The sequence below is a fragment of the Serratia sp. CY55921 genome (genome assembly GCF_052167655.1).
GTDB classification, from domain to species: domain Bacteria; phylum Pseudomonadota; class Gammaproteobacteria; order Enterobacterales; family Enterobacteriaceae; genus Serratia; species Serratia ureilytica.
This window is the reverse complement of sequence record NZ_JBJNMU010000009.1, coordinates 39,438-64,836: the sequence shown is the minus strand read 5'-3', so window position 1 is coordinate 64,836 and position 25,399 is coordinate 39,438. Positions and strand designations below refer to the sequence as shown.

The window sequence follows — 25,399 nt, the reverse complement described above, 5'->3', positions numbered from 1 at the left end:
CATTGCGAGGTATCTCGATTTGCCGCAGCAAATAAGACGGTGGGTATAGATCTAAATAATAATTAGGCTGCTTCTTTTTTGGCGGGCAACCCTGGTGACTTAATTAATTAAAAAAAGTGGAGCATCTCTCCCCCTTGCCAACATTATCGGCATGGATAGGAAGAATCTGAATTTTTATTTTTCACGGATAATAGAGGATGGGGGGAATTATGACAATCCGACCAGTGGGAAATACGAAATTTCGCAGAGAAGAACGGGGACGCAAATGTTTGCGTCCCCGCAGGCGGTTTATTTTTTCTTGATGGGGCGTCCGGACCAATAACCCGCCAGCAGCGAGCCGGAGAGATTGTGCCAAACCGAGAACAGCGCGCCCGGCAGCGCGGCCAGCGGCGAGAAGTAGATTTTGCCCAGCGTGGCCGCCAGCCCGGAGTTCTGCATGCCGACTTCAATCGCCAGCGTGCGGCAGGTGGATTCGTCGAAGCCGAACAGCTTGCCGCCCCAGTAGCCGCTCAACAGACCGATGCCGTTGTGCAGGATCACCGCGACGATCACCACCAGGCCGACCGAGGCGATGTGGCTTTGGCTGCCCGCCACCACCGCGCTGATAATCGCCAGGATGCACACCATCGACAGCGCCGGCAGCAGCGGCTCAATGCGCTTCACCGTTTTGGTCAAGGTATGGTGGACGATCAGGCCCAGGCCGATCGGGATCACCACGATCTGCAGGATGCTCAGCAGCATGCCCATGATATCGACGCTGATTTCGGCATCGACGTACAGGCGGGTCAACAGCGGCGTGGCGAACACCCCCACCAGCGTCGAGACCGCCGAGATGGTCACCGACAGCGCCACGTCCCCCTTGGCCAGGTAGATCATCACGTTGGACGCGGTGCCGCTGGCCACGCTGCCCACCAGCACCATGCCGGCGGACAGATCCGGCGGCATGCGGAACAGCATCGCCAGGATCCAGGCCGCCAGCGGCATGATCAGATAATGCAGGAAGATGCCTGCCGCCACCGGGCCGGGGCGCGCCAGCACGCGTTTGAAGTCGTCGAGCCGCAGCGTGACGCCCATGGCGAACATGATCAGCATCAGCAGCGGGCTGACGTAGGGGCCGATGCCGGTAAAGGTGCTCGGCGTGTGATAGGCGGCGACGGACAGCAGTATCGCCCACAGGGGGAATAAGCGCGTGAGTATTGCCAGCATGCAGGTTTTCCTTAGCCAGATTGAGAACGGTGGGTGTGGTTGTGTTTTTTTGCGGGTTCAACAAGCTGAACCCCTGCCGGTTTTGAACGGATTTTTTAGACGCAGGGGCGCAGCATGCTGCGCCCGCAATCAGGGATAATGACTTATTCGAACAGGTTGTGGTGCAGGGTGCGCACCACCTGCTCGGCTTCTTCGCCCGGCACCAGGAAGCACAGGTTATAGCTGCTGGCGCCGTAGCAGATCAGGCGGATGTTGAACGGATCGAGCACGCCGAACACCTCTTTGCCCACGCCGCAGGCCCGCGACAGCTGGTTGCCGATGATCGCCACCAGCGCCAGGTTTTCTTCCACTTCCACCCGGCACAGCGACGACAGCTCGGTCAACAGCGAGGTGGTCAGCAGGCTGCCGCCGACGGAGGTGGCGCCGGTGGTGTCCATGGTCAGCGCGATGCTGACTTCCGAGGTGGTGATCAGATCGACGGAGATATTGTGGCGCGCCAGAATGTTGAACACCTCGGCCAGGAAGCCGCGCGCGTGCAGCATGTTCAGGCTGTGCAGCGTCAGCAGCGTTTGCTTGCGGCGCAGCGCCAGCGCGCGGAACAGCGGCGGGTTTTCGGTGGTGTTGCACACCAGCGTGCCGCCGGCCGCCGGATCCTTGCTGGAGCCGACGAACACCGGAATATCGCTGCGCACTGCCGGCAGCAGGGTGGCCGGATGCAGCACTTTGGCGCCGAAGGTGGCCATTTCCGCCGCCTCTTCGAAACCGATTTTATCGATGCGCTTGGCTGCCGGCACCACGCGCGGATCGGTGGTGTAGATGCCCGGCACGTCGGTCCAGATATCCACCCGGCCGACGCCGAGCGCCTCGCCGAGCAGCGCGGCGGTATAGTCGCTGCCGCCGCGGCCGAGCGTGGTGGTGCGGCCTTTCGGTTCGCTGCCGATAAAGCCCTGGGTGACCACCAGCGCTTCTTGCAGACGCGGCTGCAACTGCGCCTGCGCCAGTTCGCTGAGCGCGGCGCTGTCCGGCACGGCGCGGCCGAAGTGATCGTCGGTGCGCATCACTTTACGCACGTCGAACCATTCGGCCTGCACGTTGCGGGCGCGCAGGATTTCAACGAACAGCAGGGTGGACATCAGCTCCCCATGGCTGACCAGCTCGTCGGTCAACGCCGTCGAGGTGGCCAGCGACGCGGCCTCCGACAGCATGGCGATGTTTTCCAGCAGGCGGTCTATCTCGTCGCGGATCACCGCAGGTGCCGCGAGGCGATCGAGGATGGCGTACTGGATGCGACGAATTTCATCAAGCTGGTAGTTGCGCTTCTCGGCCTCGCAACCTTCGGCCAGGGCGACCAACAGGTTGGTGACGCCCGCCGAGGCGGACAACACCACCAGGCGGACCTGCGGGTTGGCCAGCACGACGTCGGCGCTGCGGTTCATGGCTTCAAAGTCGGCGACGCTGGTGCCGCCGAACTTGGCTACCACGGTGGAATTCTGGGGTACTGCTTGGTTCATGTAGAAACCTCGTGTCAGGGATGCCCGTTTGGGGGCACTGTAATTCCATAGCCTTGGCACAAGGGGAGAGCGGTAAACAGGGGGCAGGCGTAGAGGTCAGGCTACGATACACCCAGAAGCGCCCCACCTTGTCGATCGCCCTGCGGGCGATCCCCTGGTGACAACCCAGGGGATTCAGCCCCTGTAGTCGATACGATAATGGCCGGCCATTACCCTACCTCGGCGTCGCTCCCCCTCGGGTGCCGTCAACGGAGAAACGGCTCCTCTGACACTCTACCTGGGCGACGCGCCTCTTCTGGCTTGCGCACCGGGTGCGCAAGTAGGCTGTTAGGAATAGCCGGTTATCGTCATTCTGTCAACGTACAGACGGTGAGGGATTTTCATCTTGCACCAGCGCGATAAGCGTACAGGGCATCGCAGGCGTGGAACCGGCGCCAATCGGTTGCAGAGAACCGTCTTCCTTTTGGCTGAATAACGGGATAACGCCCTGATGTTTTTCCAAATACTCCAACCAACCGAAATTTTCGTTCAATTTGGTCGCTTTGATGGTGGCCCCCCTGGCGAGCAGGCTGCTCAGGCGGCCGTAGGTGGCTTCCTGATTAAATAAAATTTCGTGCCGGCGGAAACGCGAACTTTCCGCGCTGGCGCCGCGCCCTTTCAACGGCGCCCCCGAGCGAATGGCGAACACGTGATCCTCGCCGAAGAGGTGGCCGAAGTGATAGACGGCCAGCGCGTTTTGGTGACGATTGGGCGACAGCGCCAGCACCTGGGCGATATTGCTCAGATCGAGATAGTTCTCGGCGTGTTCGGAGTAGGCGTGGCCATAGTAGGCCGGAATGCCGTCCATGCGCGCCTGACGGTAGTATTCCCAGCTGCTGTCGGTGACGATCACCGGCACGTTCAGCTTGATCAGCGCCTGCGCCAGCATGCGCGCCACGCTGTTGGCGCCGACGATCAGCACGCCGCGCGGTTTCTGCTGCTGCACCCGCAGCCAGCGCGCCATCATGCCGCTGGTCAGGCTTTGCAACACCACGGTGCCGATGATGATGGCGAACACCACGGTCACCAGCCGGTCGGCGCCCTGATAGCCACTGCGCTGCAGCGTCAGCGCGAACAGCGAGCTGACCGCCGCGGCGACGATGCCGCGCGGGGCGATCCAGCACAGCAGCAGCCGATCGCGCCAGTGCAGGGAAGAGCGCCAGGTCGACACCGCGATGCACAGCGGCCGGGCGATGAACTGCACCGCCAGCAGCAGCAGGAGCAGCGGCCAGCCCATGTTCCACAGCGCCTGGATGTCGAGCCGCGCCGCCAGAATGATGAACAGCGCCGAGATCAGGATCGCCGACAGCTCCTCTTTGAACGCCAGAATATCGCTGGTGTCCACGTCGCGCATGTTGGCCAGCCAGATGCCCATGACCGTGACGGTCAGCAAACCGGATTCGTCGGCGATGGCGTTGGAAACGCCGAAGGCGGTCAGCATGATCGCCAGCACCGCCAGGTTCTGCAGGTAGCGCGGTAGCCAGACGCGGCGCAGCGCCAGGCCGAGCAGGTAGCCGAACAACGCGCCGGCGATCAGGCCGACGGCGGCGGTCACGCCCAGCGTCCAAAACAGGTGGGTATAGGATTCCGCATTCTGCTTCAGCACGATGAACTCGAACACCAGCAGGGTGAAGATGGCGCCGACCGGATCGATGACGATCCCTTCCCAGCGCAGCACCTGGTTGATATTGGCGTTCGGCCGCACGACGCGCATCAGCGGGGCGATCACCGTCGGCCCGGTCACCACCGTCACCGCGCCGATCAACGCCGCCAGCTCCGGCGGGAAATCCAGCAGCCACCAGCTGGCGAGGCTGATGACCAGAAAGGTGACCAGCATGCCGACGGTGACCAGATTGCGCACCACGCCGCCAAGGCCGCGAATTTCCTCGAAACGCAGCGTCAGCGCCCCTTCGAACAGGATGATCGCCACCGACAGCGACACCAGCGGAAACAGCAGATCGCCAAACAGCAGATCCGGCTGCACCAGATGCACCGTCGGGCCGAGCACGATGCCGAACAGCAGCAGCGGCAAGATGGCCGGCAGGCGCAGCAGCCAGGCCAGCCACTGCGCCAGCAGCGACGCCAGGCCGATAAGCACCAACATGAGTGGGGCGGATAATTCCATAAGCGAGATCCCTTTCAAATGACGAAATAAGCGACGATGACACAGCCTGATGACAATTCGGCAACCCCGATAACAGGCCGTTAGCCAAAAGTATAGAGTGAAAGCTGAAACGAGGCGGCAATGCGTTGACAGTTAGCGCCTATCGCAAGAAAAGCGATCATAATCACAGTCGAACAGGCTACAATCGGACAAACGCGTCATTTTTATTCTCAAGCCTAAGAGTGTTGCTATGAAAAATATCAATCCTAGTCAAACCGCTGCTTGGCAAGCCCTGCAGCAACATTATGCACAGATGAAAGACGTACGGATCGCCGACCTGTTCGCCGAGGACAGCGATCGTTTCTCCAGGTTCTCCGCGACCTTCAACGATCAAATGTTGGTGGACTATTCCAAGAACCGCATCACGCAGGAAACCCTGGAGAAGCTGCAGGCGTTGGCGAAAGAAACCGATCTGCAAGGCGCCATCAAATCGATGTTCGCCGGTGAGAAGATCAACCGCACCGAAGATCGCGCGGTGCTGCACATTGCCCTGCGCAACCGCAGCAACAGCCCGATCCTGGTCGACGGCAAAGACGTGATGCCGGAAGTGAACGCGGTGCTGGCCAAGATCAAACAGTTCTGCGCGCGCGTCATCGGCGGCGAGTGGAAAGGCTACACCGGCAAGCCGATCACCGACGTGGTGAACATCGGCATCGGCGGTTCGGATCTCGGCCCTTACATGGTGACCGAAGCGCTGCGCCCTTATAAAAACCACCTGAACATGCACTTCGTCTCCAACGTTGACGGCACCCACATCGCCGAAACGCTGCAGCCGCTGAACCCGGAAACCACGCTGTTCCTGGTGGCGTCCAAAACCTTCACCACTCAGGAAACCATGACCAACGCCCACAGCGCGCGCGACTGGTTCCTGAGCAGCGCCGTCGATCAACAACACGTGGCCAAGCACTTCGCTGCGTTGTCCACCAACGGCAAAGCGGTGGCCGAGTTCGGCATCGATACCGACAACATGTTCGAATTCTGGGACTGGGTCGGCGGCCGTTACTCGCTGTGGTCGGCGATCGGTCTGTCGATCGCGTTGTCCATCGGTTACGACAACTTCGAGCAGCTGCTGAGCGGCGCGCACGCCATGGATAAGCACTTCGCCGAAACGCCGGCGGAGAAAAACCTGCCGGTGCTGCTGGCGCTGATCGGTATTTGGTACAACAACTTCTTCGGCGCCGAAACCGAAGCCATTCTGCCGTACGATCAGTACATGCACCGTTTTGCCGCTTACTTCCAGCAGGGCAACATGGAATCCAACGGCAAGTACGTCGATCGCAACGGCAATCCGGTGGATTACCAGACCGGCCCGATCATCTGGGGCGAGCCGGGCACCAACGGCCAGCATGCGTTCTACCAGCTGATCCACCAGGGCACCAAGCTGGTGCCGTGCGATTTCATCGCGCCGGCCATCAGCCATAACCCGCTGGGCGATCACCACGCCAAACTGCTGTCCAACTTCTTCGCCCAGACCGAAGCGCTGGCGTTCGGCAAGTCGCTGGAGACGGTGGAAGCCGAGTTCGCGGCGCAGGGTAAAACCCCTGAGCAGGTCAAACACGTGGCGCCGTTCAAAGTGTTTGAAGGCAACCGTCCGACCAACTCGATCCTGCTGCGTGAAATCACCCCGTTCAGCCTGGGCAGCCTGATTGCGCTGTATGAGCACAAGATCTTCACCCAGGGCGCAATCCTGAACATCTTCACCTTCGATCAGTGGGGCGTGGAGTTGGGCAAACAGCTGGCCAACCGCATCCTGCCGGAACTGGCGGGCAGCGAGAAAATCAGCAGCCACGACAGTTCGACCAATGCGCTGATCAACCGCTTCAAGGAATGGCGCTAATCGCCTGATCTGAGCCAATAAAAAAACCCGCCGCGGCGGGTTTTTTTACGTCTGCGAAAAGTTACAGGTTGATCGGCACTTCGAAGCTGACGCCGGCGCCCACGTCATCGGCGGTGCTGTGATCGTTGTCGGTGTACCACAGGCTGGTGTCGAACTTAACCTGTGACGGGAAGGTGTAACCCCAGCCGAGCTGAATGCCTTTCAGCGTATCGGATTTCGGGAATGCCTTATTATAATTCTGATTGCTTGGGTTCACCTTGGCGTACACCAGTCGGGTGCTCCAGCGTTGGCTATCGTCCAGTACCAGCTCGACGCGGCCGGACAGCATCTGTCCGTCGCCGCCCATGGCGTGGCCCAGCGGGTAGCCTTGCTGATAGTAACCGCCGCGATAAACATAGTGTTGATAGATCACATTCTTGGTGCTGAATTCAGAACGTGTATCCGCCCCTTCAATATACCAGTTGATGGTGGTCGGGCCCCATTCCGGATGGCCTTCCAGCCCCAGTAAGTAGGCATTATGCGACGGCAGCATACCGGCTTCATCTTCACCGATGGCTTGACCGTATAAGCTGACCGGTATGCCGAGTAGCGGCTGCAGCTTGAGTTTGAAATCAAAGCCGCCCAACTGGTTGCCCGGATCGTTTTTCGGATCGCCGGTATTGTCGTTGCCAGTTACGCCATCCCAGAAGGAACGCCACGACTGCGGACGGCCTTCACCACCCCACATCATGATGCGCGATGCCCCTAATTCCAGGAAGTCGGTCGGCATCATGGTGAAACGGCCGCCGATCAGTTTGGTGTGCGGTACAGAACTGTACTGCGACAGCTGGCCGGCGGACAACTGGTATTGCCAGCGGCCGATCCACGACAGCCACGGGGTTTCAAACGGCGATTGGTCGGCGCGCTGCAGCATGAAGCCGGCGACCGGGCGCGCGGCATCGGAGCGGATCAGGCTGCCGTCGTAACCCGGGCCCCACCACTGGGAGACCTCGCCGAAGGAGAGCCATTGGTTCCAGATTTTCACCGCGCCGTAGGAGCCGTTCATATTGAATTTGGAGCCATCGCTGACGCGCTGGTCGCCTTCCACCGAGCCTTGCAGACGCACGTCCCAGAACTCGCCGTTGGCGCCGGCGCCGATGGTCAGGCGATCGTCGGCGTACTCGTTTTGGCCGAAGCCCTGCGGGGTGCCGGGTTTATCGGTCGAGGCGTAACCGCTGACGCGGATGTTGGCTTTCAGGGCGTCAACGCGGCGTTGCACGCGGTCGATGACGTTTTTCTCGGTATTGGTGACCGGTTTGGCCTGCGCGATAACGGAACTGATCTCTTCCTGACTCAGCGGCCAGGTGGACAGGCTGACGTTGATGACGCCGCGGTCAGACAACCAGGCGAGATCGTTACGCAGATCGTTGTCAGGGGCTACCAGGCCGGCGGCGTGGCCGGACAATGCACAGGTAAACAGGCCCGCAGCGACCAGTCCGTTAAGTTTAGCGCGCATAAAGAATTCCCTTGTTAATTCGAGGTTATTGGTTTTATGTAAAGATCTCTGTGACCCATGATAGTTGACATTTCGATTTGCTACAAATCTATAAGTCAGAAACATCTTATTATAACTTTATGAATTAAATGGGGTTTAAAGTGCTTTCGCGAAGGGCGTAATTTTTAGGACAATGCCTATATTGGCAAGCTTGAATCATATAAGCGGTATTCAGAGAGAGGTTTTATGGCAAAAACGTCGCGTTCGATAATGATAGCGAAAGGGCTGCAGCGAGTGCTGAACGTGGGCCTTCTGCTGTTGGCGGCAATTCTGGTGGTGTTTCTGGTCAAGGAAACCATCCATCTGGCGAAGGTGTTATTTATCAACAGCGAAGAGTCGTCTTCTTACCTGTTGATTGAAGGCATCGTGATTTATTTTCTGTACTTTGAATTTATCGCCTTGATCGTCAAGTATTTTGAGTCGGGTTATCATTTCCCGCTGCGCTATTTTATTTATATCGGCATTACCGCGATTATTCGTTTGATTATCGTGGATCACAAAAATCCCATCGACACCCTGATCTACGCGGCGGCGATATTGGTGCTGGTGGTGACGCTCTATCTGGCCAACACCGATCGCCTGAAACGGGAGTAGCGATAAAAATGGCGGCCAAAGGCCGCCAAAGACACAGGATATCATTACCCGTCGTCTTTCAAGCGACAGCGTTGTTGACTGCACTCGCTAACCCCAGTTACTTACTGAAGTAAGCGCCTGGGCTTAGCGAGCTGGTCGCCTGGCTGTAACTTGAAATCCATAGGGTAAAAGATAAGGAAAAACATCAAACGCACTGCAGTGGCACAAATTACCCCTTCACGCCGCCGGCCGTCAGGCCGCCCACCAACCAGCGCTGCGCCAGCAGGAACACGGCGGTAATCGGTATCGCCGACAGCACCGCGGCGGCGGCGAAATCGCCCCACAGGTAGTTCTGCGGGTTGAGATATTGCTGCATGCCCACCGCCAGCGTGTAGCTGTTTACATCGCGCAGCAGCAGCGACGCCACCGGCACCTCGGTGATGGCGGCGATAAACGACAGAATGAACACCACCGCCAGAATCGGCACCGACAGCGGCAGGAGCACCAGCCGGAACGCCTGCCACGCCGTGGCGCCGTCCAGCGCCGCCGCCTCTTCCACCGAATTGTCGATGGTTTCGAAATAGCCCTTGATGGTCCAGACATGCAGCGCGATGCCGCCCATATAGGCGAAGATCACGCCGCCGTGGGTGTTGAGGCCGATAAACGGAATGTACTGGCCCAGGCGATCGAACAAGGCGTACAGCGCCACCAGCGACAGCACCGCTGGAAACATCTGGAAGATCAGCATGCTTTTCAGCAGCGTGCTCTTGCCGCGAAAACGCATGCGGGCGAAGGCGTAGGCGCAGGTGGTGGACAGCGTCACGATGCCGATGGCGGTGATCGCCGCGATCTTGACTGAGTTCCACAGCCACAGCAGCACCGGGAACGGCGGCGGCGTCACGCTGCCGTCGGCGTGGGTGACGCTGAAGCCGAGCGCCAGCCGCCAGTGATCCCAGGAGAGGGTTTCCGGTATCAGGCTGCCGGTGGCGAAGTTGCCGGCGCGCAGCGAGATGGCCACCACCATTAGCAGCGGGAACATGATCAGGGCGATAAAGCACAGCATCAAAATGTGGGTCATCCACAGGCGCAGGCGCTGGGATTTGGGTTGAACCATGGCCATCGTTATTCTCCCTAATCGAAGTTCATCTTGCTGGCTTTCAAATTCAGGATCGCCAGCGCGCCCACCAACAGGAAGATCAGCGTGGCGATGGCGGCCGCCAGCCCGAAGTCTTGCCCGCCGCCGCCTTCGAAGGCGATGCGGTAGGTGTAGCTGACCAGCAGATCGGTATAGCCGGCCGGCGTGGTGGTGCCGATCATGTCCGGGCCGCCGTTGGTCAGCAGCTGGATCAGCACGAAGTTGTTAAAGTTGAAGGCGAAGCTGGCGATCATCAGCGGCGTCAGCGGCTTGATCAGCAGCGGGAAGGTGATGCGGAAGAAGTTTTGCCACGGGTTGGCGCCGTCCATCGCCGAGGCCTCGTACAGATCGTCCGGGATGGCCTTCAGCAGCCCCATGCACAGGATCATCATGTACGGGTAGCCGAGCCAGGTGTTGACGATCAGGATCATGCTCTTGGCGGTGAGCGGATCGCTGAACCAGGCCGGTTTGATGCCGAACAGGTGGCTGAGCATCATGTTGATCTCGCCGAAGCTCTGGTTGAACAAGCCTTTGAAGATCAGGATCGAGATGAACGACGGTACCGCATAGGGCAGGATCAGCAGCACGCGGTAGATAGCCTTGCCTTTCAGCGCCTCCCACTGCACCACGCAGGCCAGCACCATGCCGACCGCCACGGTGAGGATCACCGTCATCACCGAGAACACGAGGGTCCAGATGAAGATCGACACGAACGGTTTTTTGATGCCCTCGTCCTGCAGCACCCGCAGGAAGTTTTTCCAGCCGGTGGTGACGGTATAGCCTGGGCTCAGGGTTTCCTGCGCCCAGCCGCCGTCGGCGTTGATCGCCTGATAGAAGCCGATGTCGCCGTTCGGCCGGTAGCGCACCTGAGTCTGGTTATTGGTCAGCGTGCTGCCGTCTTGGTCCAGCGCATACAGCGGACGGGTGCCGGAGAACTGGCGCAGGGAGCTCATGCGCAATTCATCGCCGTCCGGCAGCTGCGCCACCAGTTGGCTCAGCGCCTGCCGGTTCTGGGTGATCACCCGCAGCGTGGCGGGTTCGCCCTGCGGCGCGGCGCTCTGGGCCGTCAATTTCAGGGGGTGCGGCGGCGTCGCGTCGAGGCGGAAAGGCTCGGAAATCAGCGGCTGTTCACTGTCCGGCGAGGTCAGCTGCAGGCGCCACTGCTGGTTTTCCGCCGGGTAGAGGCCGAAGGTGAACGTTTTGCCGCTTTGGAACTGACGCTGCATCAATACCGATTGCGCGCGCTCAAACGTCAGCTGGTTGGTGCTGCTGTAGTTGGTAAAGGCGATGGCGATGGTGCAGATCAGCGGGAACAGGACGAACAATCCCATGCCGGCGACGCCGGGATACACATAGCGCCAGGCGTAGGCGCGGCGGTTGGCGAAGACGTAAAGCCCGGCGCTGACCAGGATCAGCGTCAGGATAGCGAACAGGTATTCACCCTGTGCATACATCAACACAATCAGGTAGCAGGTCACCAGGCTGAACAGGCCGACCACCAGCCATTTTAGCGCGTCGCTTTGCCACCACTTCGATTTTTTACGCGCGGGCGTCCCGGCGTGAGCGAATTGCATAGGGCGTTCCTTTCTGTGAAGCAACGGCGGGGCGCCACGGCGCCCCGCACGACGACATTACTTGGTGATACGGGTCTGCACATCGTCCAACGCGGCTTTCACCGTTTGGCGGCCGCTGACGGCGTTGAGCACCGCGCTGCGTTCGGCGTACCAGAAGGCGCTCATCTGCGGGATGTTTGGCATGATTTCCCCGTTTTGCGAGTTCTGCATGGTGGCCGCTATCTTCGGATCTTTGGCCAGCGCTTCCTGATAGGACTTCAGCGCCACCGCGCCCAGCGGTTTGTCTTTGTTGACGTCCGCCAGCCCTTCGTTGGTCAGCAGATAGTTCTCGAGGAACTCGGTCGCCAGTTCTTTATTCGGGCTGGCGGCGTTGATACCTGCGGTCAGCACGCCGACGAACGGTTTGGACGGTTTGCCTTTGAAGGTCGGTAGCAGCGTCACGCCGTAGTTGATTTTGCTCTGCTCGATGTTGTTCCAGGCCCACGGGCCGTTGATGGTCATCGCGGTCTGGCCTTTGTTGAACGCGGCTTCGGCGATCGAGTAATCGGTATCGGCGTTGATGTGTTTGTTTTTCACCAGATCGACGATGAACTGCAGGCCGGCCTGCGAACCGGCGTTGGCGACGCCGACATCCTTGATGTTGTATTTGCCGTTCTCATACTTGAAGGCATAACCGCCGTCGGCGGCGATGATAGGCCAGGTGAAGTAGGGTTCCTGCAGGTTCCACATGATGGCGCTTTTGCCGCTGGCGCGCAGCTGTTTGTCCAGCGCCGGGATCTCTTCCCAGGTCTTCGGCGGCTGTTTGACCAGGTCTTTATTGTAAATCAGCGACAGCGCTTCGACGGCGATCGGGTAGCCGATCAGCTTGCCGTCATAGCGCACGGCGTCCCAGGTGAACGGGAACAGCTTGTCCTGGAAGGCTTTGGACGGGTGGACTTCGGCCAGCAGGCCGGACTGCGCATAGCCGCCGAAGCGATCGTGGGCCCAGAGGATGATGTCCGGGCCGTCGCCGGTGGCGGCCACCTGCGGATATTTCTCTTCCAGCTTGTCGGGATGCTCGACGGTGACTTTGATGCCGGTGTCTTTTTCGAATTTCTTGCCGACTTCGGCCAGGCCGTTATAGCCCTTGTCGCCGTTGATCCAGATAACCAGTTTGCCTTCCTCTATCTTGGCGAAGGCGGAAGAAGAGAGCACCAGAGTAGCCAGTGCCGAGAGCGCCAGCGTACGGGCGAGGGTAATGCTGCGAGTCATAATCCAGTCCTTCTTTTTGTGGGCACATAAATCAAGGAGAGACGTTTCGCGATCATAGTGGGTCACAACGCGACATATTCTCATCCTCCCCCCCTCTACGCCCCTGAGATGAGGAGTGTGATCCAGTTAACGTTGCGCTCTATTCTGTGGCGTCAGGCACAAAATAGGGGGGCGATTTTTGCCGGCTTGATCACAGATTTGCCTTAAGCGCGGAACTTCTCATCGCCGCGGTCGTTCTCTCATCCTCCCGTCTCCTCCCCCATGAAAAATCCTGTTACGGATGATTACCCTTTCCGGCGACTCCCGCACTATCGGCCCATCGATTTTCAACGCCACGCGCAGCAGGGATACCGGATTTATGTCGTCAATGCCTATCGCCACTCAGCCCACCCTGTACCGGATCCATCCGGCCAGTTTCCGTGACGGAAACGGGGACGGCGTGGGCGACGCGCACGGCATGCTGGCGGCGCTGCCGTACCTGAAAGCGCTGTCGATCGACGGCCTGTTGCTGCCGCAGACGCTGGCGCTGGAGGCCGAAACGGCGGTGACGGGCGAAGGGCTGACGCTGTGGTACGCCGACGAAGCCCATCGCGTTCGTCATGCCGCCGACGTGCAGCGGTTCGTCCACGGCGCGCTGGCGCTCGACGTGATGCCGTTCAGCGCGGAAAAGCTGGTGGCGGTGCTGCATGCCCGCCGCGCCACGTTGGCGGACAGCCTGTGGAGCACCGGCGACGCCGATCAGCCTCGGGTGGTCAGCCGCTGGGGGCAGGGCGACCTGCGTTCCGCCGCCGCCTTTTTGACGCTGCTGGCGATGTTGCCGGCGCCGATCTGCCTGTACCAGGGCGAGGAGCTGGGGCTGCCGCACGCCGCCGGCCTGCAGGATCCGCGCGGCGCGCAAACGCCGATGCCGTGGCATGAAGCCCCCGAACAGGTCACCGCCGGGGAGATCAGCTGGTATCAGCAGGTGGCGATCGAACACCGCGCGTTGGCCATCAGTCGCCAACAGCACGACAGCCACTCCACCTTGCGTTACTGCCAGACGCTGCTGGCCCTGCGCCGTTTGCCGCTTTTCCAGCGCGGCGAACTGAGCGCGGTCAGCCAGCGCGATGGCGTGGTGCGCTTACTTATTACCCATCAGGATCAATGCCTTGAAGCGCTGATAAACCTGCAGCCTTATACTCAGGCGGCCGCGCCGTCTGAGGCGACCTTGCCGTTGGCATGGCAGCACGGCGCGCAGCAAGAGGGTCATCAATGGGTTTTGGCGGGCTTTGCCTCCGCCATTTTCACACGACATGTTAACTGCGAAAGCAGGGGAGTAACGCATGGCTAGCGTGACACTGCGCAGCGTTTATAAGGCCTTCGGTGAGGCCGTGATTTCCAAAGACGTCAATCTGACCATCGAAGACGGCGAGTTTGTGGTGTTTGTCGGGCCGTCGGGCTGCGGCAAATCGACGCTGCTGCGCATGATCGCCGGGCTGGAGGACATCACCTCCGGCGACCTGCTGATCGGCGAGAAACGCATGAATGAAGTGCCGCCTTCCGAGCGCGGCATCGGCATGGTGTTCCAGTCTTACGCGCTGTATCCGCACCTGTCGGTGGCGGACAACATGTCGTTCGGCCTGAAGCTGGCCGGCGCCAAGAAAGCGGAAATCAATCAACGGGTGAACCAGGTTTCCGAGGTGCTGCAGTTGGCGCACCTGCTCGATCGGCGGCCGAAGGCGCTGTCCGGCGGGCAGCGTCAGCGCGTGGCGATCGGCCGCACGCTGGTGGCCGAGCCGGACGTGTTCCTACTCGACGAGCCGCTGTCCAACCTCGACGCCGCGCTGCGGGTGCAGATGCGCATTGAGATCTCCCGTCTGCACAAGCGCCTGCAGCGCACCATGATTTACGTCACCCATGATCAGGTCGAAGCGATGACGCTGGCCGACAAGATCGTGGTGCTCGACGCCGGTCGCGTGGCGCAGGTCGGCAAGCCGCTGGAGCTGTATCACTACCCGGCCAACCGCTTCGTCGCCGGGTTTATCGGCTCACCGAAGATGAACTTCCTGCCGGTCAAGGTCACCGCGGCGGAGCCGCGACAGGTGCAGGTCGAACTGCCCAACCGCCAGCTGGTCTGGCTGCCGGTGGAAGGCGCGGGCGTCCAACCCGGCGCCAACCTGTCATTGGGCATTCGCCCTGAACATCTGCTGCCCGGCGAAGCCTCTGAAGTGCGGCTTACCGGCGACGTGCAGGTGGTGGAGCAGCTCGGCAACGAGACGCAAATCCATATCCAAATCCCGGCCATCCGTCAAAACCTGGTGTACCGCCAGAATGACGTGGTGCTGGTAGAAGAAGGTGCCACATTCGCCATCGGCCTGCCGCCTCACCGCTGCCACCTGTTCCGTGAAGACGGTACGGCATGTAAACGGCTGCACCAGGAGCCGGGCGTTTAAAGCATCAAAGTCGGTATAACAGGAGAATAATGATGACTACTCTGCGCAAACTTCCTCTGGCACTGGCTGTCGCCGCCGGTGTTCTCTCTACTCAGGCGCTGGCCGTGGATTTCCACGGTTACGCCCGTTCCGGCATCGGTTGGACCGGCAGCGGCGGTGAGCAACAGTGCTTCAAGGCCACCGGCGCCGCGAGCAAATACCGTCTCGGCAACGAGTGCGAAACCTACGCCGAACTGAAACTGGGGCAGGAAGTGTGGAAAGAGGGCGACAAGAGCTTCTATTTCGACACCAACCTGGCCTACTCGGTCTCGCAGCGTTCTGACTGGGAAGACGTGACCCCGGGCTTCCGCGAAGTGAACGTGCAGGGTAAAAACCTGATCGAGTGGCTGCCGGGCTCCACGCTGTGGGCCGGTAAGCGTTTCTATCAGCGTCATGACGTTCACATGATCGACTTCTACTACTGGGATATCTCCGGCCCGGGCGCCGGTCTGGAAAACATCGATCTGGGCTTCGGCAAGCTGTCCGCCGCCGTGACCCGCAACTCGGAATCCGGCGGCTCTTACGGCTACCTGGATAACGAATGGAAACAGCGTCCGACCGTCAACGATACCTTCGACGTGCGCTTGGCCGGGCTGGAGCTGAACCCGGGCGGCACCCTGGAGCTGGGCGTGGACTACGGCCGAGCCAATGCGCAGGATAACTACCGCCTGGCCGACGGCGCCAGCAAAGACGGCTGGATGTTCACCGCCGAACACACGCAAAGCATCCTGAACGGTTACAACAAGTTCGTGCTGCAGTACGCCACCGACTCGATGACCTCGCAGAACAACGGCCGAAACGAAGGCGCCACCATCGATAACAACGGCAAGATGATCCGCGTGTTGGATCACGGCGCCATCGACTTCAACGATCAGTGGGCGCTGATGTACGTCGCCATGTTCCAGGACATTGACCGCGACAACAACAACGGCACCACCTGGTACACCGTGGGCGTGCGTCCGATGTACAAATGGACGCCGATCATGAGCACCCTGCTGGAAGCCGGCTACGACAACGTCAAATCTCAGCGCACCGGCGATCGCAACGGCCAGTATAAAGTGACCCTGGCGCAGCAATGGCAGGCGGGCAACAGCATTTGGTCGCGTCCGGCCATCCGCCTGTTCGCCACCTACGCCAAGTGGGACGAGAAGTGGGGCTACGCCACCGGCGATGACACCGGGTATAACGCCGGCACCGCTTACAACGACACCAGCATGCATACCTTCAGCCGCGGCAAGGATGACGAAGTCACCTTCGGCGCCCAGATGGAAATTTGGTGGTAACGACAGGACGGGGAGGGCCGCCGGCTCTCCCCCAACCGCATTCGCCGCGGCCCGATCTCTTGCCTGATCCGCCGCGGTGCTGAAAGAGGATATAACGATGAAAAAGAATCTGCTGTCACTCTGCCTGTCGCTGGCGCTGACCGTCGGCGCGCCTTTGGCGGCCAACGCCGATACGCCGGCCAACGTTTCCGTCGCCCCGGCCATCAGCGCCGCCACGCTGCAAAGCCTGCCGTGGCAGCCGCTGCAACCGCCGGTGTCGCAAGAAGTGAAGCTCGACGCCGTTAGCCCGCAGCTCAATCAGGGCGACATTCAGGGCGCGATCGCCGCCTATACGCTGCCGGCCGATCGCGGTTCGCTGGAAGTGACGCTGAGCAGCCTCGCCAAGAACAATTCGCTGTACGCGCCGAGCGTGCTGGTGCTGGACGAGCATCTACGCCCGGCGGCGTATTACCCGAGCAGCTATTTCCCTTACCAGCCGCCGGGGGCGATGTCCTCCGATCGCCTCGAAGGCACGTTGAAACTGACGCCGGCGCTCGGTCAAAAACAGATTTACCTGCTGGTGTACACCACCCGTCAGGATTTGGCGAAAACCACGCAGCTGACTAACCCGGCCAAGGCCTACGCACAGGGCGTGGGCAACGCAGTGCCGGATATCCCGGATCCGATCGCCGGCCACGCGACGACCGGCACGCTGAAGCTCAAGGTGACCGCGGAACAGGGCACCGGCAACGTGATGATCGGCATGCTGCAGCCTGCGCCGACCGTGGCGCCGGTGGTGGTGGGATCAACCGCACCGGCCACCGTGGCGGCGCCTGCACCGACGCCGGAGAAACCGGCGGAGCCGATGCTCAACGATACCGAAAGTTACTTCAATAACGGCATCAAGCAGGCGGTGAAGGCGGGCGATATCGACAAGGCGCTGAAACTGATGAATGAGGCCGAGAAACTGGGCTCGACCACTGCGCGTAAAACGTTTATCAGCAGCGTAAAAGGCAAGGGGTAACACCCGACGCTGCCGATGCTGGCTCGATGATTGGTGCGCCTTGGCGCACCTTTTTTCATCCGCGGGCCAGCGTTGCGCCGATCAATGCCAGCAGACGGGCGTTATCGACCTGCTGCATGATGCGCACCGGCTTGCCCTGCGGCGGCGGCATGCCGACCGTCAGGCGCAGGCTGTCCGGCCGCCAACGGCGTGAGCTGCCGCGCGTCAGCGCCCCTTCCAGCGCCACATCCACATGGAACATTTCGGTCGTGACCAGCTGCGGTGCCAGCAGCCAGGCGATCACCAGCGCATCATGGATCCAGCAGCCCGGCAGGCGCCGCGTATGGCGCGAATAATCGATCCACGGCTGCGTGGTGGCGCGCAAATAGCGGCACAGCGGCGTATCCGGCTGCGTCAACGCGGCCAGATCCGCCTGGGTCAGCATGGTCTGGGTGGTGACGTCCAGCGGCGCCAGCGTGATAGCGGCACCGCTGTTCAGTACCAGCCGCGCGGCTTCCGGATCCAGGCCGAAATTGGTGTCCTTGATGTATCCCTCGACGTTGAACACGCCGCCCATGATCACGATCTCTTTCACCGCCTGCGCCATCTGCGGGTACAGCTGCATGGCGTGCGCAACGTTGGTCAGCGGGCCGATCGCCGCCAGCGTTATCTCGCCGGGATGGCGGCAGATCAGCTCGCCGATGGCGATGGCGGCGTCCGGTGCGGGCGCGTGGGCGAGTGAGGGCGCAGGCAAGTCGCGCCACAGCGCCGCCAGCTTGGGATCGGCGATCGGCCTGTCCAGATGCGCGCGCCATGGCTCCGGCGGCTCGCTCAGGGCGCGCGCCGCGCCGAGGGCGACCGGCACCTGGTAGCCGCTTTGCGCCAGCAGCTCGCTGGCGACGGCGAAGCCCACTTCGCGCGGGGTGTTGCCGGCCACGATGCTGATCAGTTCCAGCTGCAGTTGCGGTTTGGCCGCCAGCGCCAGGGCCAGCGCCAGGCCGTCGTCGACGTTGGCACCGGGAACGCCGTTGCCGGGATCGCAATCAATGATCAAACGCATAGAAGGTGTCCTGAAAAACCGCTAACAGCCGCACGAGCGGCGGATGCGCAGTTGAAAAGCGAATTCATGCAGCTCGGCGGGCGCGGCGCCGGCGGCCAGCATGGCGATGGCCCGCTTGGCCATGGCGTCGATAGGCTGCTCGACCGCGCTGAGCGGCGGCACGCTGAATTCGGATTGCTGCGTGCCGTTAAAACAGATCAGCGCCAGATCGTCCGGCGCGCGCAACCCATGCTCCGCCAGCGCCGACAGGCAGCCGAGCGCCTGCTGCTCGTTGGAGGTGAAAACGGCGCGCGGGCGCGGGCCTTGCACCATGCGCTGGGTGGCCTGGTAGCCGCCCTGGCGGGTGTAAGGCGCCTCGAAAATCCACTCGTCGCGCGGCGCAATGCCCGCCTCCAGCAGCGCATCGCGCCAACCGTTCAGGCGATCCTGCGCGTTGAGCATGGTTAGCGGACCGATAAAAATGCCGATGTCGCGATAGCCGTGCTGCAGCAGATGGCGGGTCGCCTGGCAGGCGGCGTCGCGCTCGTCGACGCGGATGGCGCAGACGCCGGCCTGGCTGTCGATAGTGTCTATCATCACGCAGGGCGTGCCGGAGGCGCGGATCAGCTCGAACCACGGATGGCGATCGACGCTGGTGTACAGCAGGCCGTCGACCTGGCGACGCAGCAGGTTATTGATCAGCTCATACTCGCGCTGCCGGTCATCGCCGGCGTCGCCCAGCAGCAGCACGCGGCCGCGGCTGAAGGCCTCCTGCTGCAGCGCCCGCGCCAGCGTGGCGAAGAACGGGTTGGAAATATCCGGCACCACCAGCCCGTAGGTTTGCGTGCTGCCGGAGGCCAATGCCCGCGCGATGTCGTTCGGCCGGTAGCCGGTCTGCTCGATCGCCGCCAGCACGCGCAGCCGGGGGGCTTCCGCCACCGGGCGCGGGCCGTTGTTGATCACATAGCTGACCACGGCGACGGAGGTGCCCGCTACGCGGGCCACGTCGGCGCGGGTAACGCGTCGCGCGGAGTGATTATCCAAATTGAGGTCCTGTTCGCCTTCTCGCTACGCGGCATCCTGCGGCAGGTTGAGATCGCGGCCGCGGGTTTCGGGAGCAAAGAAGGTGGTGATTAAGCCGATGGCCGCCATTACAACAAAATAGCAGGCGACAGGCCACCAGTGACCGAAACCGGACAGCAGCGCGGTGGCGATCAGCGGCGCGGTGCCGCCCGAGAGGATCGAACCGAGCTCTTTGGCGAACGCCATCTTGGAGTAGCGATTCTTCACGCCGAACAGTTCGACGCCGTAGGCCGCCTGAACGCCGAAGATCCCCAGCGACGCGATGCACATGCCGACCACGATCACCGAGATGACGATAGCCGGTTCACGGCTGTCGAGCAGCCAGAACGCCGGGAAGGCGTACAGCACCAGCAGCAGGCAGAACCAGCGGTAGGTGATGCGGCGGCCGAAGCGATCGGACAGCCAGCCGGCCAGCGGGATCACCAGAAAACCGCACAGCGAGGCGATCAACACCGCCAGCGCCGGCACCGATTTATCGACCATCAGCACCTTGGCGACGTAGCCGACGATAAAGCCCTGGCACAGGTAGGAAGGGCCGTTTTCGCCGATGCGCAGGCCGAGCATCACCCAGAACGCTTTGGTACGTTGCAGGTAGCTGCGCGTATCCGGCGCGGCCTGGGCGGCGTCCAGCATGCGCTGGTGGTTTTGCTGCAGCTCGCGTTCGAACACCGGCGTTTCCCGCACGTGACGGCGCAGGTACAGCGCCACCCCGGCGATCAGAATGCTGGCGAGGAACGGAATGCGCCAGCCCCAGCTCATCAGATCTTCCTTGTCCAGCTGCAGCACCAGCAGCCATACCAGCGACGCCAGCAGGGTGCCGCTGTTGGAGCCGATGGCGATGATCGACGCCACCAGCCCGCGCCGCTTGGCCGGCGCGTATTCCGCCAGCATCACCGCGCCGCCGGACAGCTCCGCACCGGCGCCGAACCCCTGCGCGAAGCGCAGGATCACCAGGCAGGCGGGCGCCCAGACGCCGATTTGCGCATAGGACGGGATCAGGCCGATCAGCGTGGTGGAGAGGCCCATCAGCGCCACGGTGGTGATCAGCACCACGCGGCGGCCTTTGCGGTCGCCGATCCAGCCGAACACCAGCGCGCCGATCGGCCGCGCGACGAAGCCGACGGAGTAGGTGGCGAAACTGGCCAGCAGCGCCACCAGCGGCGTGGCTTCCGGGAAGAACACGTCGCCGAACACCATGCCGGCCGCCAGGCCGTACAGCGCGAAGTCGACGTATTCCATGGCGGTGCCGAGCCAGCAGGAGAAGGTGGCGCGCCAAAATTGGCTGCGCCCCTCTTTGGTCGCCAGGCGTTCATCGGCCGCCAGCGCGGCGTCGGCGGTCTGTGAAGGGGCAAGCGTTGTTTCGCTCATGGCAGTGCTATCCTCTTTTGTTCTGCGCCTGGAGGGGCGCGGTTAAAGATGGTTTCCCTGGTGCCGGCAACAAAGGTGTGCCGACAAATCATGTCGGACGCATGGCGATTCAACGCTGCTGTATCAGGGTATCTACGCGCGTAGATAACACAACGCGAGGAAGCTGAAACTTTGCGGGCGATCACAGAATCGTCAGCGCGCCGGGAAATGAAGATAGAGAATGCGGATGGCAAAAAGATGACAGAACCCCGGTTTTTCCGGCCGATAGGCCTGCCGTTTTCGCCACGAATCAGCCTGCCGCTTTCGCATTTCTGCGCTACAATGGGGGCCTGTTAACAGTTTGTATCGTCTGGCGCGCCGTACCGGCTGCGGTTCAGGCGAGGAGTAAAGCAATGTCTGGCATCAGGGATTCCATCCTGCCGCCGCTGGAGTGGTTATCCGAACAGGATCCTCCGGCGCCCGCCGCCGTCAGCGACTGGCTGATGGAGTTAGGCTCCATGACCCGCCGATTTGAACGCCATTGCGCCCAGGTGCGCGTTGAACCGCAGCGCGAATGCTTCGTCACGCGCGAGGCGCTGGGCGACGAGGCGAACCACCTGCCCGACAGCCCGCGCTACTGGCTGCGCGAAGTGGTGCTGCTGGGCGACGACCAGCCCTGGCTGCTGGGGCGCACGGTGATCCCGGAACATACGCTGACCGGCCCCGATCAGGCGTTGGTGGATCTGGGGACGCTGCCGCTCGGGCGCTATCTGTTCAGCAGCGGCGATCTGACCCGCGACTATATCCATATCGGCCGGCAGGACGCGCTGTGGGCGCGTCGTTCACGGCTGCGGCTGGCGGGCAAGCCGCTGCTGCTGACCGAACTGTTTTTACCGGCTTCGCCGCTGTATTCAGCGGTTCCCGCATAAGAGAGGAGAGCAAGACGTTGGAGGGAAGCGTGACTCAAAGTAAATGGCGGGCTTACAGCCATTTGATGCGCATTGATAAACCGATCGGCACGCTGTTGCTGCTGTGGCCGACGCTGTGGGCGCTGTGGCTGGCCGGGAAAGGCGTGCCGCCGCTGTCGATTCTGGTGGTGTTCGTGCTCGGCGTGTTCCTGATGCGCGCCGCCGGCTGCGTGGTGAATGATTACGCAGATCGCGCGGTGGACGGCTACGTAAAGCGCACCGCCGGGCGGCCGATGCCGAGCGGCCGGGTGAGCGCGAAAGAGGCCAAGGTGCTGTTCGTGGTGCTGGTGCTGATCTCGTTCTGCCTGGTGTTGACGCTGAATGCGATGACCATCTGGCTGTCGCTGGCGGCGCTGGCGCTGGCCTGGGTATATCCTTTTATGAAGCGGGTGACCAACCTGCCGCAGTTCGTGCTGGGCGCCGCGTTCGGCTGGGGCATTCCGATGGGCTATGCGGCGGTCAGCGAATCGCTGCCGCTCAGCTGCTGGCTGCTGCTGCTGGCGAACATCTGCTGGACGGTGGCCTATGACACGCTGTATGCGATGGTCGATCGCGACGATGATCTGAAAATAGGCATCAAGTCCACCGCTATCCTGTTCGGGCGTTATGACAAGCTGATCGTCGGGCTGTTGCAGTTCGCGACGCTGCTGCTGCTGGTGTGGGTCGGTTATCTGGCGCAGCTCGGCGGGGCGTTTTACTGGTCGCTGTTGCTGGCGGGCGCGCTGTTCATTCACCAGCAGAAGCAGATCGCCGGGCGCGAGCGCGAGGCCTGTTTCAAGGCCTTCCTGCAGAACAATTATGTCGGGCTGGTGGTGTTTATCGGCATCGCGCTCAGCTATCTGCCGGCGTAACGGTTTCCTGCAGCAAGAAAAAAGGCACCCCTCGGGGTGCCTTTTGTGTTTCCGCGCCGGGCGAAATCACTCGTCTTTCTCTTCTTGCGCATTGGTTTGCGGCAGAGCGTTGGTCTCTTCCGGCATGTTGACGCTTTCGATGGTCAGCTTGATTTCCGGCGTGATCAGATCGCTCAGCATGTTGTACACCTCGAGGGTGTGCTCGCGGATCGCATCGCCGCTGTCGTTGATGTAGCCTTCTTCGCGCAGCGTCGCCACCAGGGTGGAGAATACCGCCTTGTCGAAGAACTCCGGCGCGTTGATGCCGTGCAGCACCGACAGACGCTGTGCCATGATGCGGCTCTCTTTCTCCAGCGCGCCGCGGTTGATGCTCGGGTTGGCGCTGAGGATCGACATAGTGATGGCGTAGCGTTGCAGGGTTTCGCGCACCCCGGCGGCCAGCAGCTGCAGCGGGCGAATGCGCGCCGGGTTCAGCACCAGCTCGTCGCCTTTGTCGCAGATCAGCTGTTGGCGGATCAGCTCGTCGATCATCGGCCGCAGCACGTCCGGCAGCTGCTCCTTGTCGTTATGCAGGAACAGCTCGGCTTTCAGCATCGGGTAAATCATGCCAATCTGGCGCAGCAGTTCGGCGCGCGATACCCGGCGATGATGCATGACGATGCTGGCGATCAGCGACGGCAACACCAGCAGGTGGTGGATGTTGTTGCGGTAATAGGTCATCAGCACCGCCTGCTCGCGCGGCAGAATGATGATGTCGCCGATGTTGTCCTTTTCCACCTCGAACTTGTTCATGTTCAGCGCGTGATCCAGCAGCTCGTCCGGCGTCTGCGTCGGTACGGTGACGTCATGCGCGTAAGGCGCGTTGCGCATCAGCTGCAGGTAGCACTCGAGCTGCTCGAGCAATTGTTCGCGGGTCAGCGAACGCTGGCGCGAGGCCAGCAGCGCGGTGGAACACAGGTTCATGGCGTTGGCCGCGGCGGCATTGTTGATGCGCACCATGATCTGGCCGGCGAGATCGTTGACCGTCGGCGTCAACCAGCTTGGGCGCTGAGCTTCGATCGGATCGATCGACTCGCGCCACTGCGGCACGTGCTGGTTGAGGTAAGCGGTCAACGGCAGCGGTTCGCCGAAGTTGACGTAACCCTGGCCCAGATTGCGCAGTTTGCGCAGGCCGCGCAGCATCTGCAACAGGCTCTCTTTTTCCTTGGTGGCGCCGCGCAGCTCTTTGGCGTAGGTGCCCACTTCCATCACATGCTCGTAGCCGATGTAGATCGGCACCAGCGTGATCGGACGGGCGCCGCCGCGCAGCATCGCCTGGATGGTCATCGACAGGGTGCCGGTTTTCGGTTCCAGCAGACGCCCGGTGCGGGAGCGGCCGCCTTCCACGAAGTATTCCACCGAGTAACCGCGGGTGAACAGCTCGCCGAGGTATTCGCGGAACACCGTCGAGTAAAGCTTGTTGCCCTTGAAGGTGCGGCGGATGAAGAACGCGCCCAGGCGACGGAAGATCGGGCCGGCCGGCCAGAAGTTGAGGTTGATGCCCGCGGCGATGTGCGGCGGCACCAGTCCCTGGTGATACAGCACGTAGGACAGCAGCAGATAGTCCATGTGGCTGCGGTGGCAGGGCACGTAGACGATCTCGTGGCCGTCCTGCGCCAGCTGGCGCACGCGCTCGGCGTTGGTGACGTTGATGCCCTGATACAACCGGTTCCAGGTCCAGCTCAGCACGCGATCGGACAGACGCACGGTTTCGTAGGAGAAGTCGGCGGCGATCTCTTCCATCAACGCGATGGCGTTCTGCTGGGCCTTCTCGTGCGAGATCTTTTTGCTGCGCGCTTCGTCCTCGACCGCTTTTTCGATCGCTTTGGACGCCAACAGCTTGTTGAACAGATCCTGACGGGCCGGCAGGCTTGGGCCTACTGCGGCCAGGCGCTGACGCGAGAAGTGCATGCGCGCCACGCGCGCCAGTTTCTGCGCGATGGTTTTATCCGTGCCGTGTTCGGTGGCCATGCGGCGCAGCGAAACGGTGTTGGAGAAGCGCACGAAGCTGTCGCGGCCGAGCCACAGCACGGCGAAGAATTTTTGCACGCCGTTCAACAGACGCAGGTGCGGCGTGCCGTGGCCTTCGCGGCCCGGCGAGCGGCCGAACATGACCGAAACCGGCAGCATTTGAATGTCGAGATCCGGATTGCTGCGATGCAGATCCAGGTAGTCGTGGAACAGCTTTACCGACTCTTCTTTCGGGGTGTAGTAGCGGAACACGCGCGGGCCGTCGTGAATGAACACGTAGCTCGGCAGCACGGTGCCGTCGATCTCCAGCGCGTTGAGCGGATCGGGCAGATCCTGCGCCAGGCACTGGGTGCGCAGCGTCAGCAAATCCGCCTTGGAATTGTAAGGTAAAACATACAAAATCGGCCGTGAGGGATCCAACCCTAGCTCGGTAACCGGATCTGAAGGGATGACCTTACTTCTTACCAACAATTTAAGTGGTAAATTCAATATTTTATAATAAATTTTACGCCAACCTGACATAACAACGTGAAGCCTCTTG

Annotated in this window: 19 protein-coding genes and 1 riboswitch; of the genes, 8 read left to right on the top strand and 11 right to left on the bottom strand. The window is 61.5% G+C overall.

Annotation, left to right across the window (positions count from 1 at the left end; translation table 11 throughout):
* Nucleotides 1-288 precede the first annotated feature (288 nt).
* The 3 genes from panS to ACJ8M3_RS23535 form a co-directional block, all read right to left on the bottom strand.
* Entirely contained in the window at nt 289-1,206 is a 918-nt protein-coding gene (gene panS / locus ACJ8M3_RS23545) for a ketopantoate/pantoate/pantothenate transporter PanS (protein ID WP_089197509.1), read from the bottom strand.
* A 143-nt stretch (nt 1,207-1,349) separates the two neighbouring features.
* On the bottom strand, nt 1,350-2,717 hold the full coding sequence (gene lysC / locus ACJ8M3_RS23540) for a lysine-sensitive aspartokinase 3 (protein WP_033644389.1): 1,368 nt from the start codon (nt 2,715-2,717) through the stop codon (nt 1,350-1,352).
* A 108-nt stretch (nt 2,718-2,825) separates the two neighbouring features.
* Nucleotides 2,826-3,020: riboswitch (Lysine riboswitch) on the bottom strand.
* 52 nt (nt 3,021-3,072) lie between these two features.
* On the bottom strand, nt 3,073-4,881 hold the full coding sequence (locus ACJ8M3_RS23535; RefSeq protein WP_004936687.1) for a cation:proton antiporter: 1,809 nt from the start codon (nt 4,879-4,881) through the stop codon (nt 3,073-3,075).
* 229 nt (nt 4,882-5,110) lie between these two features.
* Between ACJ8M3_RS23535 and pgi the strand changes: the two genes are divergently transcribed.
* Nucleotides 5,111-6,757 carry a glucose-6-phosphate isomerase gene (pgi, locus tag ACJ8M3_RS23530; RefSeq protein ID WP_033644392.1) on the top strand — a complete coding sequence of 549 codons (1,647 nt, stop codon included), beginning with the start codon at nt 5,111-5,113 and terminating at the stop codon, nt 6,755-6,757.
* Between the two features lie 61 nt (nt 6,758-6,818).
* Here pgi and ACJ8M3_RS23525 read toward each other — a convergent pair whose 3' ends face one another.
* Nucleotides 6,819-8,252: a capsule assembly Wzi family protein gene (locus ACJ8M3_RS23525; protein ID WP_089197507.1), complete on the bottom strand. Its 1,434-nt coding sequence runs from the start codon at nt 8,250-8,252 to the stop codon at nt 6,819-6,821.
* 225 nt (nt 8,253-8,477) lie between these two features.
* Here ACJ8M3_RS23525 and psiE point away from each other — a divergent pair, with 225 nt between their 5' ends.
* Nucleotides 8,478-8,885 carry a phosphate-starvation-inducible protein PsiE gene (gene psiE / locus ACJ8M3_RS23520; protein WP_015379238.1) on the top strand — a complete coding sequence of 136 codons (408 nt, stop codon included), beginning with the start codon at nt 8,478-8,480 and terminating at the stop codon, nt 8,883-8,885.
* Nucleotides 8,886-9,093: 208 nt separating this feature from the next.
* Here psiE and malG read toward each other — a convergent pair whose 3' ends face one another.
* The 3 genes from malG to malE are packed head-to-tail and all read right to left on the bottom strand — an operon-like array spanning nt 9,094 to nt 12,824.
* Nucleotides 9,094-9,984: a maltose ABC transporter permease MalG gene (malG, locus tag ACJ8M3_RS23515; protein WP_442514751.1), complete on the bottom strand. Its 891-nt coding sequence runs from the start codon at nt 9,982-9,984 to the stop codon at nt 9,094-9,096.
* Nucleotides 9,985-9,995: 11 nt separating this feature from the next.
* The gene (gene malF, locus ACJ8M3_RS23510; RefSeq protein WP_089197506.1) at nt 9,996-11,573 is read right to left on the bottom strand and encodes a maltose ABC transporter permease MalF; all 1,578 of its coding nucleotides are present in this window, start codon (nt 11,571-11,573) and stop codon (nt 9,996-9,998) included.
* 57 nt (nt 11,574-11,630) lie between these two features.
* The gene (gene malE, locus ACJ8M3_RS23505; RefSeq protein ID WP_089197505.1) at nt 11,631-12,824 is read right to left on the bottom strand and encodes a maltose/maltodextrin ABC transporter substrate-binding protein MalE; all 1,194 of its coding nucleotides are present in this window, start codon (nt 12,822-12,824) and stop codon (nt 11,631-11,633) included.
* A 358-nt stretch (nt 12,825-13,182) separates the two neighbouring features.
* Here malE and ACJ8M3_RS23500 point away from each other — a divergent pair, with 358 nt between their 5' ends.
* The 4 genes from ACJ8M3_RS23500 to malM all read left to right on the top strand — a co-directional run bounded on the left by ACJ8M3_RS23500 (nt 13,183) and on the right by malM (nt 17,581).
* A complete protein-coding gene (locus ACJ8M3_RS23500; RefSeq protein ID WP_089197723.1) occupies nt 13,183-14,154 on the top strand; it encodes an alpha-amylase family glycosyl hydrolase in 972 nt (323 codons plus the stop codon).
* The gene (gene malK / locus ACJ8M3_RS23495) at nt 14,147-15,256 is read left to right on the top strand and encodes a maltose/maltodextrin ABC transporter ATP-binding protein MalK (protein WP_016930284.1); all 1,110 of its coding nucleotides are present in this window, start codon (nt 14,147-14,149) and stop codon (nt 15,254-15,256) included. The genes ACJ8M3_RS23500 and malK overlap by 8 nt, the downstream gene beginning before the upstream one ends.
* Nucleotides 15,257-15,288: 32 nt before the next feature.
* A complete protein-coding gene (locus ACJ8M3_RS23490) occupies nt 15,289-16,578 on the top strand; it encodes a maltoporin (RefSeq protein ID WP_025304461.1) in 1,290 nt (429 codons plus the stop codon).
* A gap of 97 nt (nt 16,579-16,675) precedes the next feature.
* Nucleotides 16,676-17,581 (top strand): maltose operon protein MalM, encoded by a 906-nt coding sequence (malM, locus tag ACJ8M3_RS23485; protein WP_033644398.1) that lies wholly within the window; start codon nt 16,676-16,678, stop codon nt 17,579-17,581.
* A 55-nt stretch (nt 17,582-17,636) separates the two neighbouring features.
* Here the strand turns inward: malM and ACJ8M3_RS23480 are convergent, their stop codons facing one another.
* The 3 genes from ACJ8M3_RS23480 to ACJ8M3_RS23470 are packed head-to-tail and all read right to left on the bottom strand — an operon-like array spanning nt 17,637 to nt 21,050.
* Nucleotides 17,637-18,620 carry a nucleoside hydrolase gene (locus tag ACJ8M3_RS23480; protein WP_033651212.1) on the bottom strand — a complete coding sequence of 328 codons (984 nt, stop codon included), beginning with the start codon at nt 18,618-18,620 and terminating at the stop codon, nt 17,637-17,639.
* 21 nt (nt 18,621-18,641) lie between these two features.
* Nucleotides 18,642-19,643 (bottom strand): LacI family DNA-binding transcriptional regulator, encoded by a 1,002-nt coding sequence (locus ACJ8M3_RS23475; RefSeq protein WP_442514750.1) that lies wholly within the window; start codon nt 19,641-19,643, stop codon nt 18,642-18,644.
* 24 nt (nt 19,644-19,667) lie between these two features.
* The gene (locus ACJ8M3_RS23470) at nt 19,668-21,050 is read right to left on the bottom strand and encodes an MFS transporter (protein ID WP_033651213.1); all 1,383 of its coding nucleotides are present in this window, start codon (nt 21,048-21,050) and stop codon (nt 19,668-19,670) included.
* 392 nt (nt 21,051-21,442) lie between these two features.
* On the opposite strand from ACJ8M3_RS23470, the gene ubiC reads away from it, so the two are divergent.
* Nucleotides 21,443-21,958, top strand: coding sequence for a chorismate lyase (ubiC, locus tag ACJ8M3_RS23465; protein ID WP_033651214.1), 516 nt, complete (start codon nt 21,443-21,445; stop codon nt 21,956-21,958).
* 17 nt (nt 21,959-21,975) lie between these two features.
* Complete coding sequence (gene ubiA / locus ACJ8M3_RS23460; RefSeq protein WP_025304455.1) at nt 21,976-22,848, top strand: 4-hydroxybenzoate octaprenyltransferase; 873 nt, start codon at nt 21,976-21,978, stop codon at nt 22,846-22,848.
* Between the two features lie 66 nt (nt 22,849-22,914).
* On the opposite strand, the gene plsB is transcribed toward ubiA, so the two are convergent.
* A complete protein-coding gene (gene plsB / locus ACJ8M3_RS23455) occupies nt 22,915-25,380 on the bottom strand; it encodes a glycerol-3-phosphate 1-O-acyltransferase PlsB (protein ID WP_046687896.1) in 2,466 nt (821 codons plus the stop codon).
* Nucleotides 25,381-25,399: the final 19 nt, after the last annotated feature.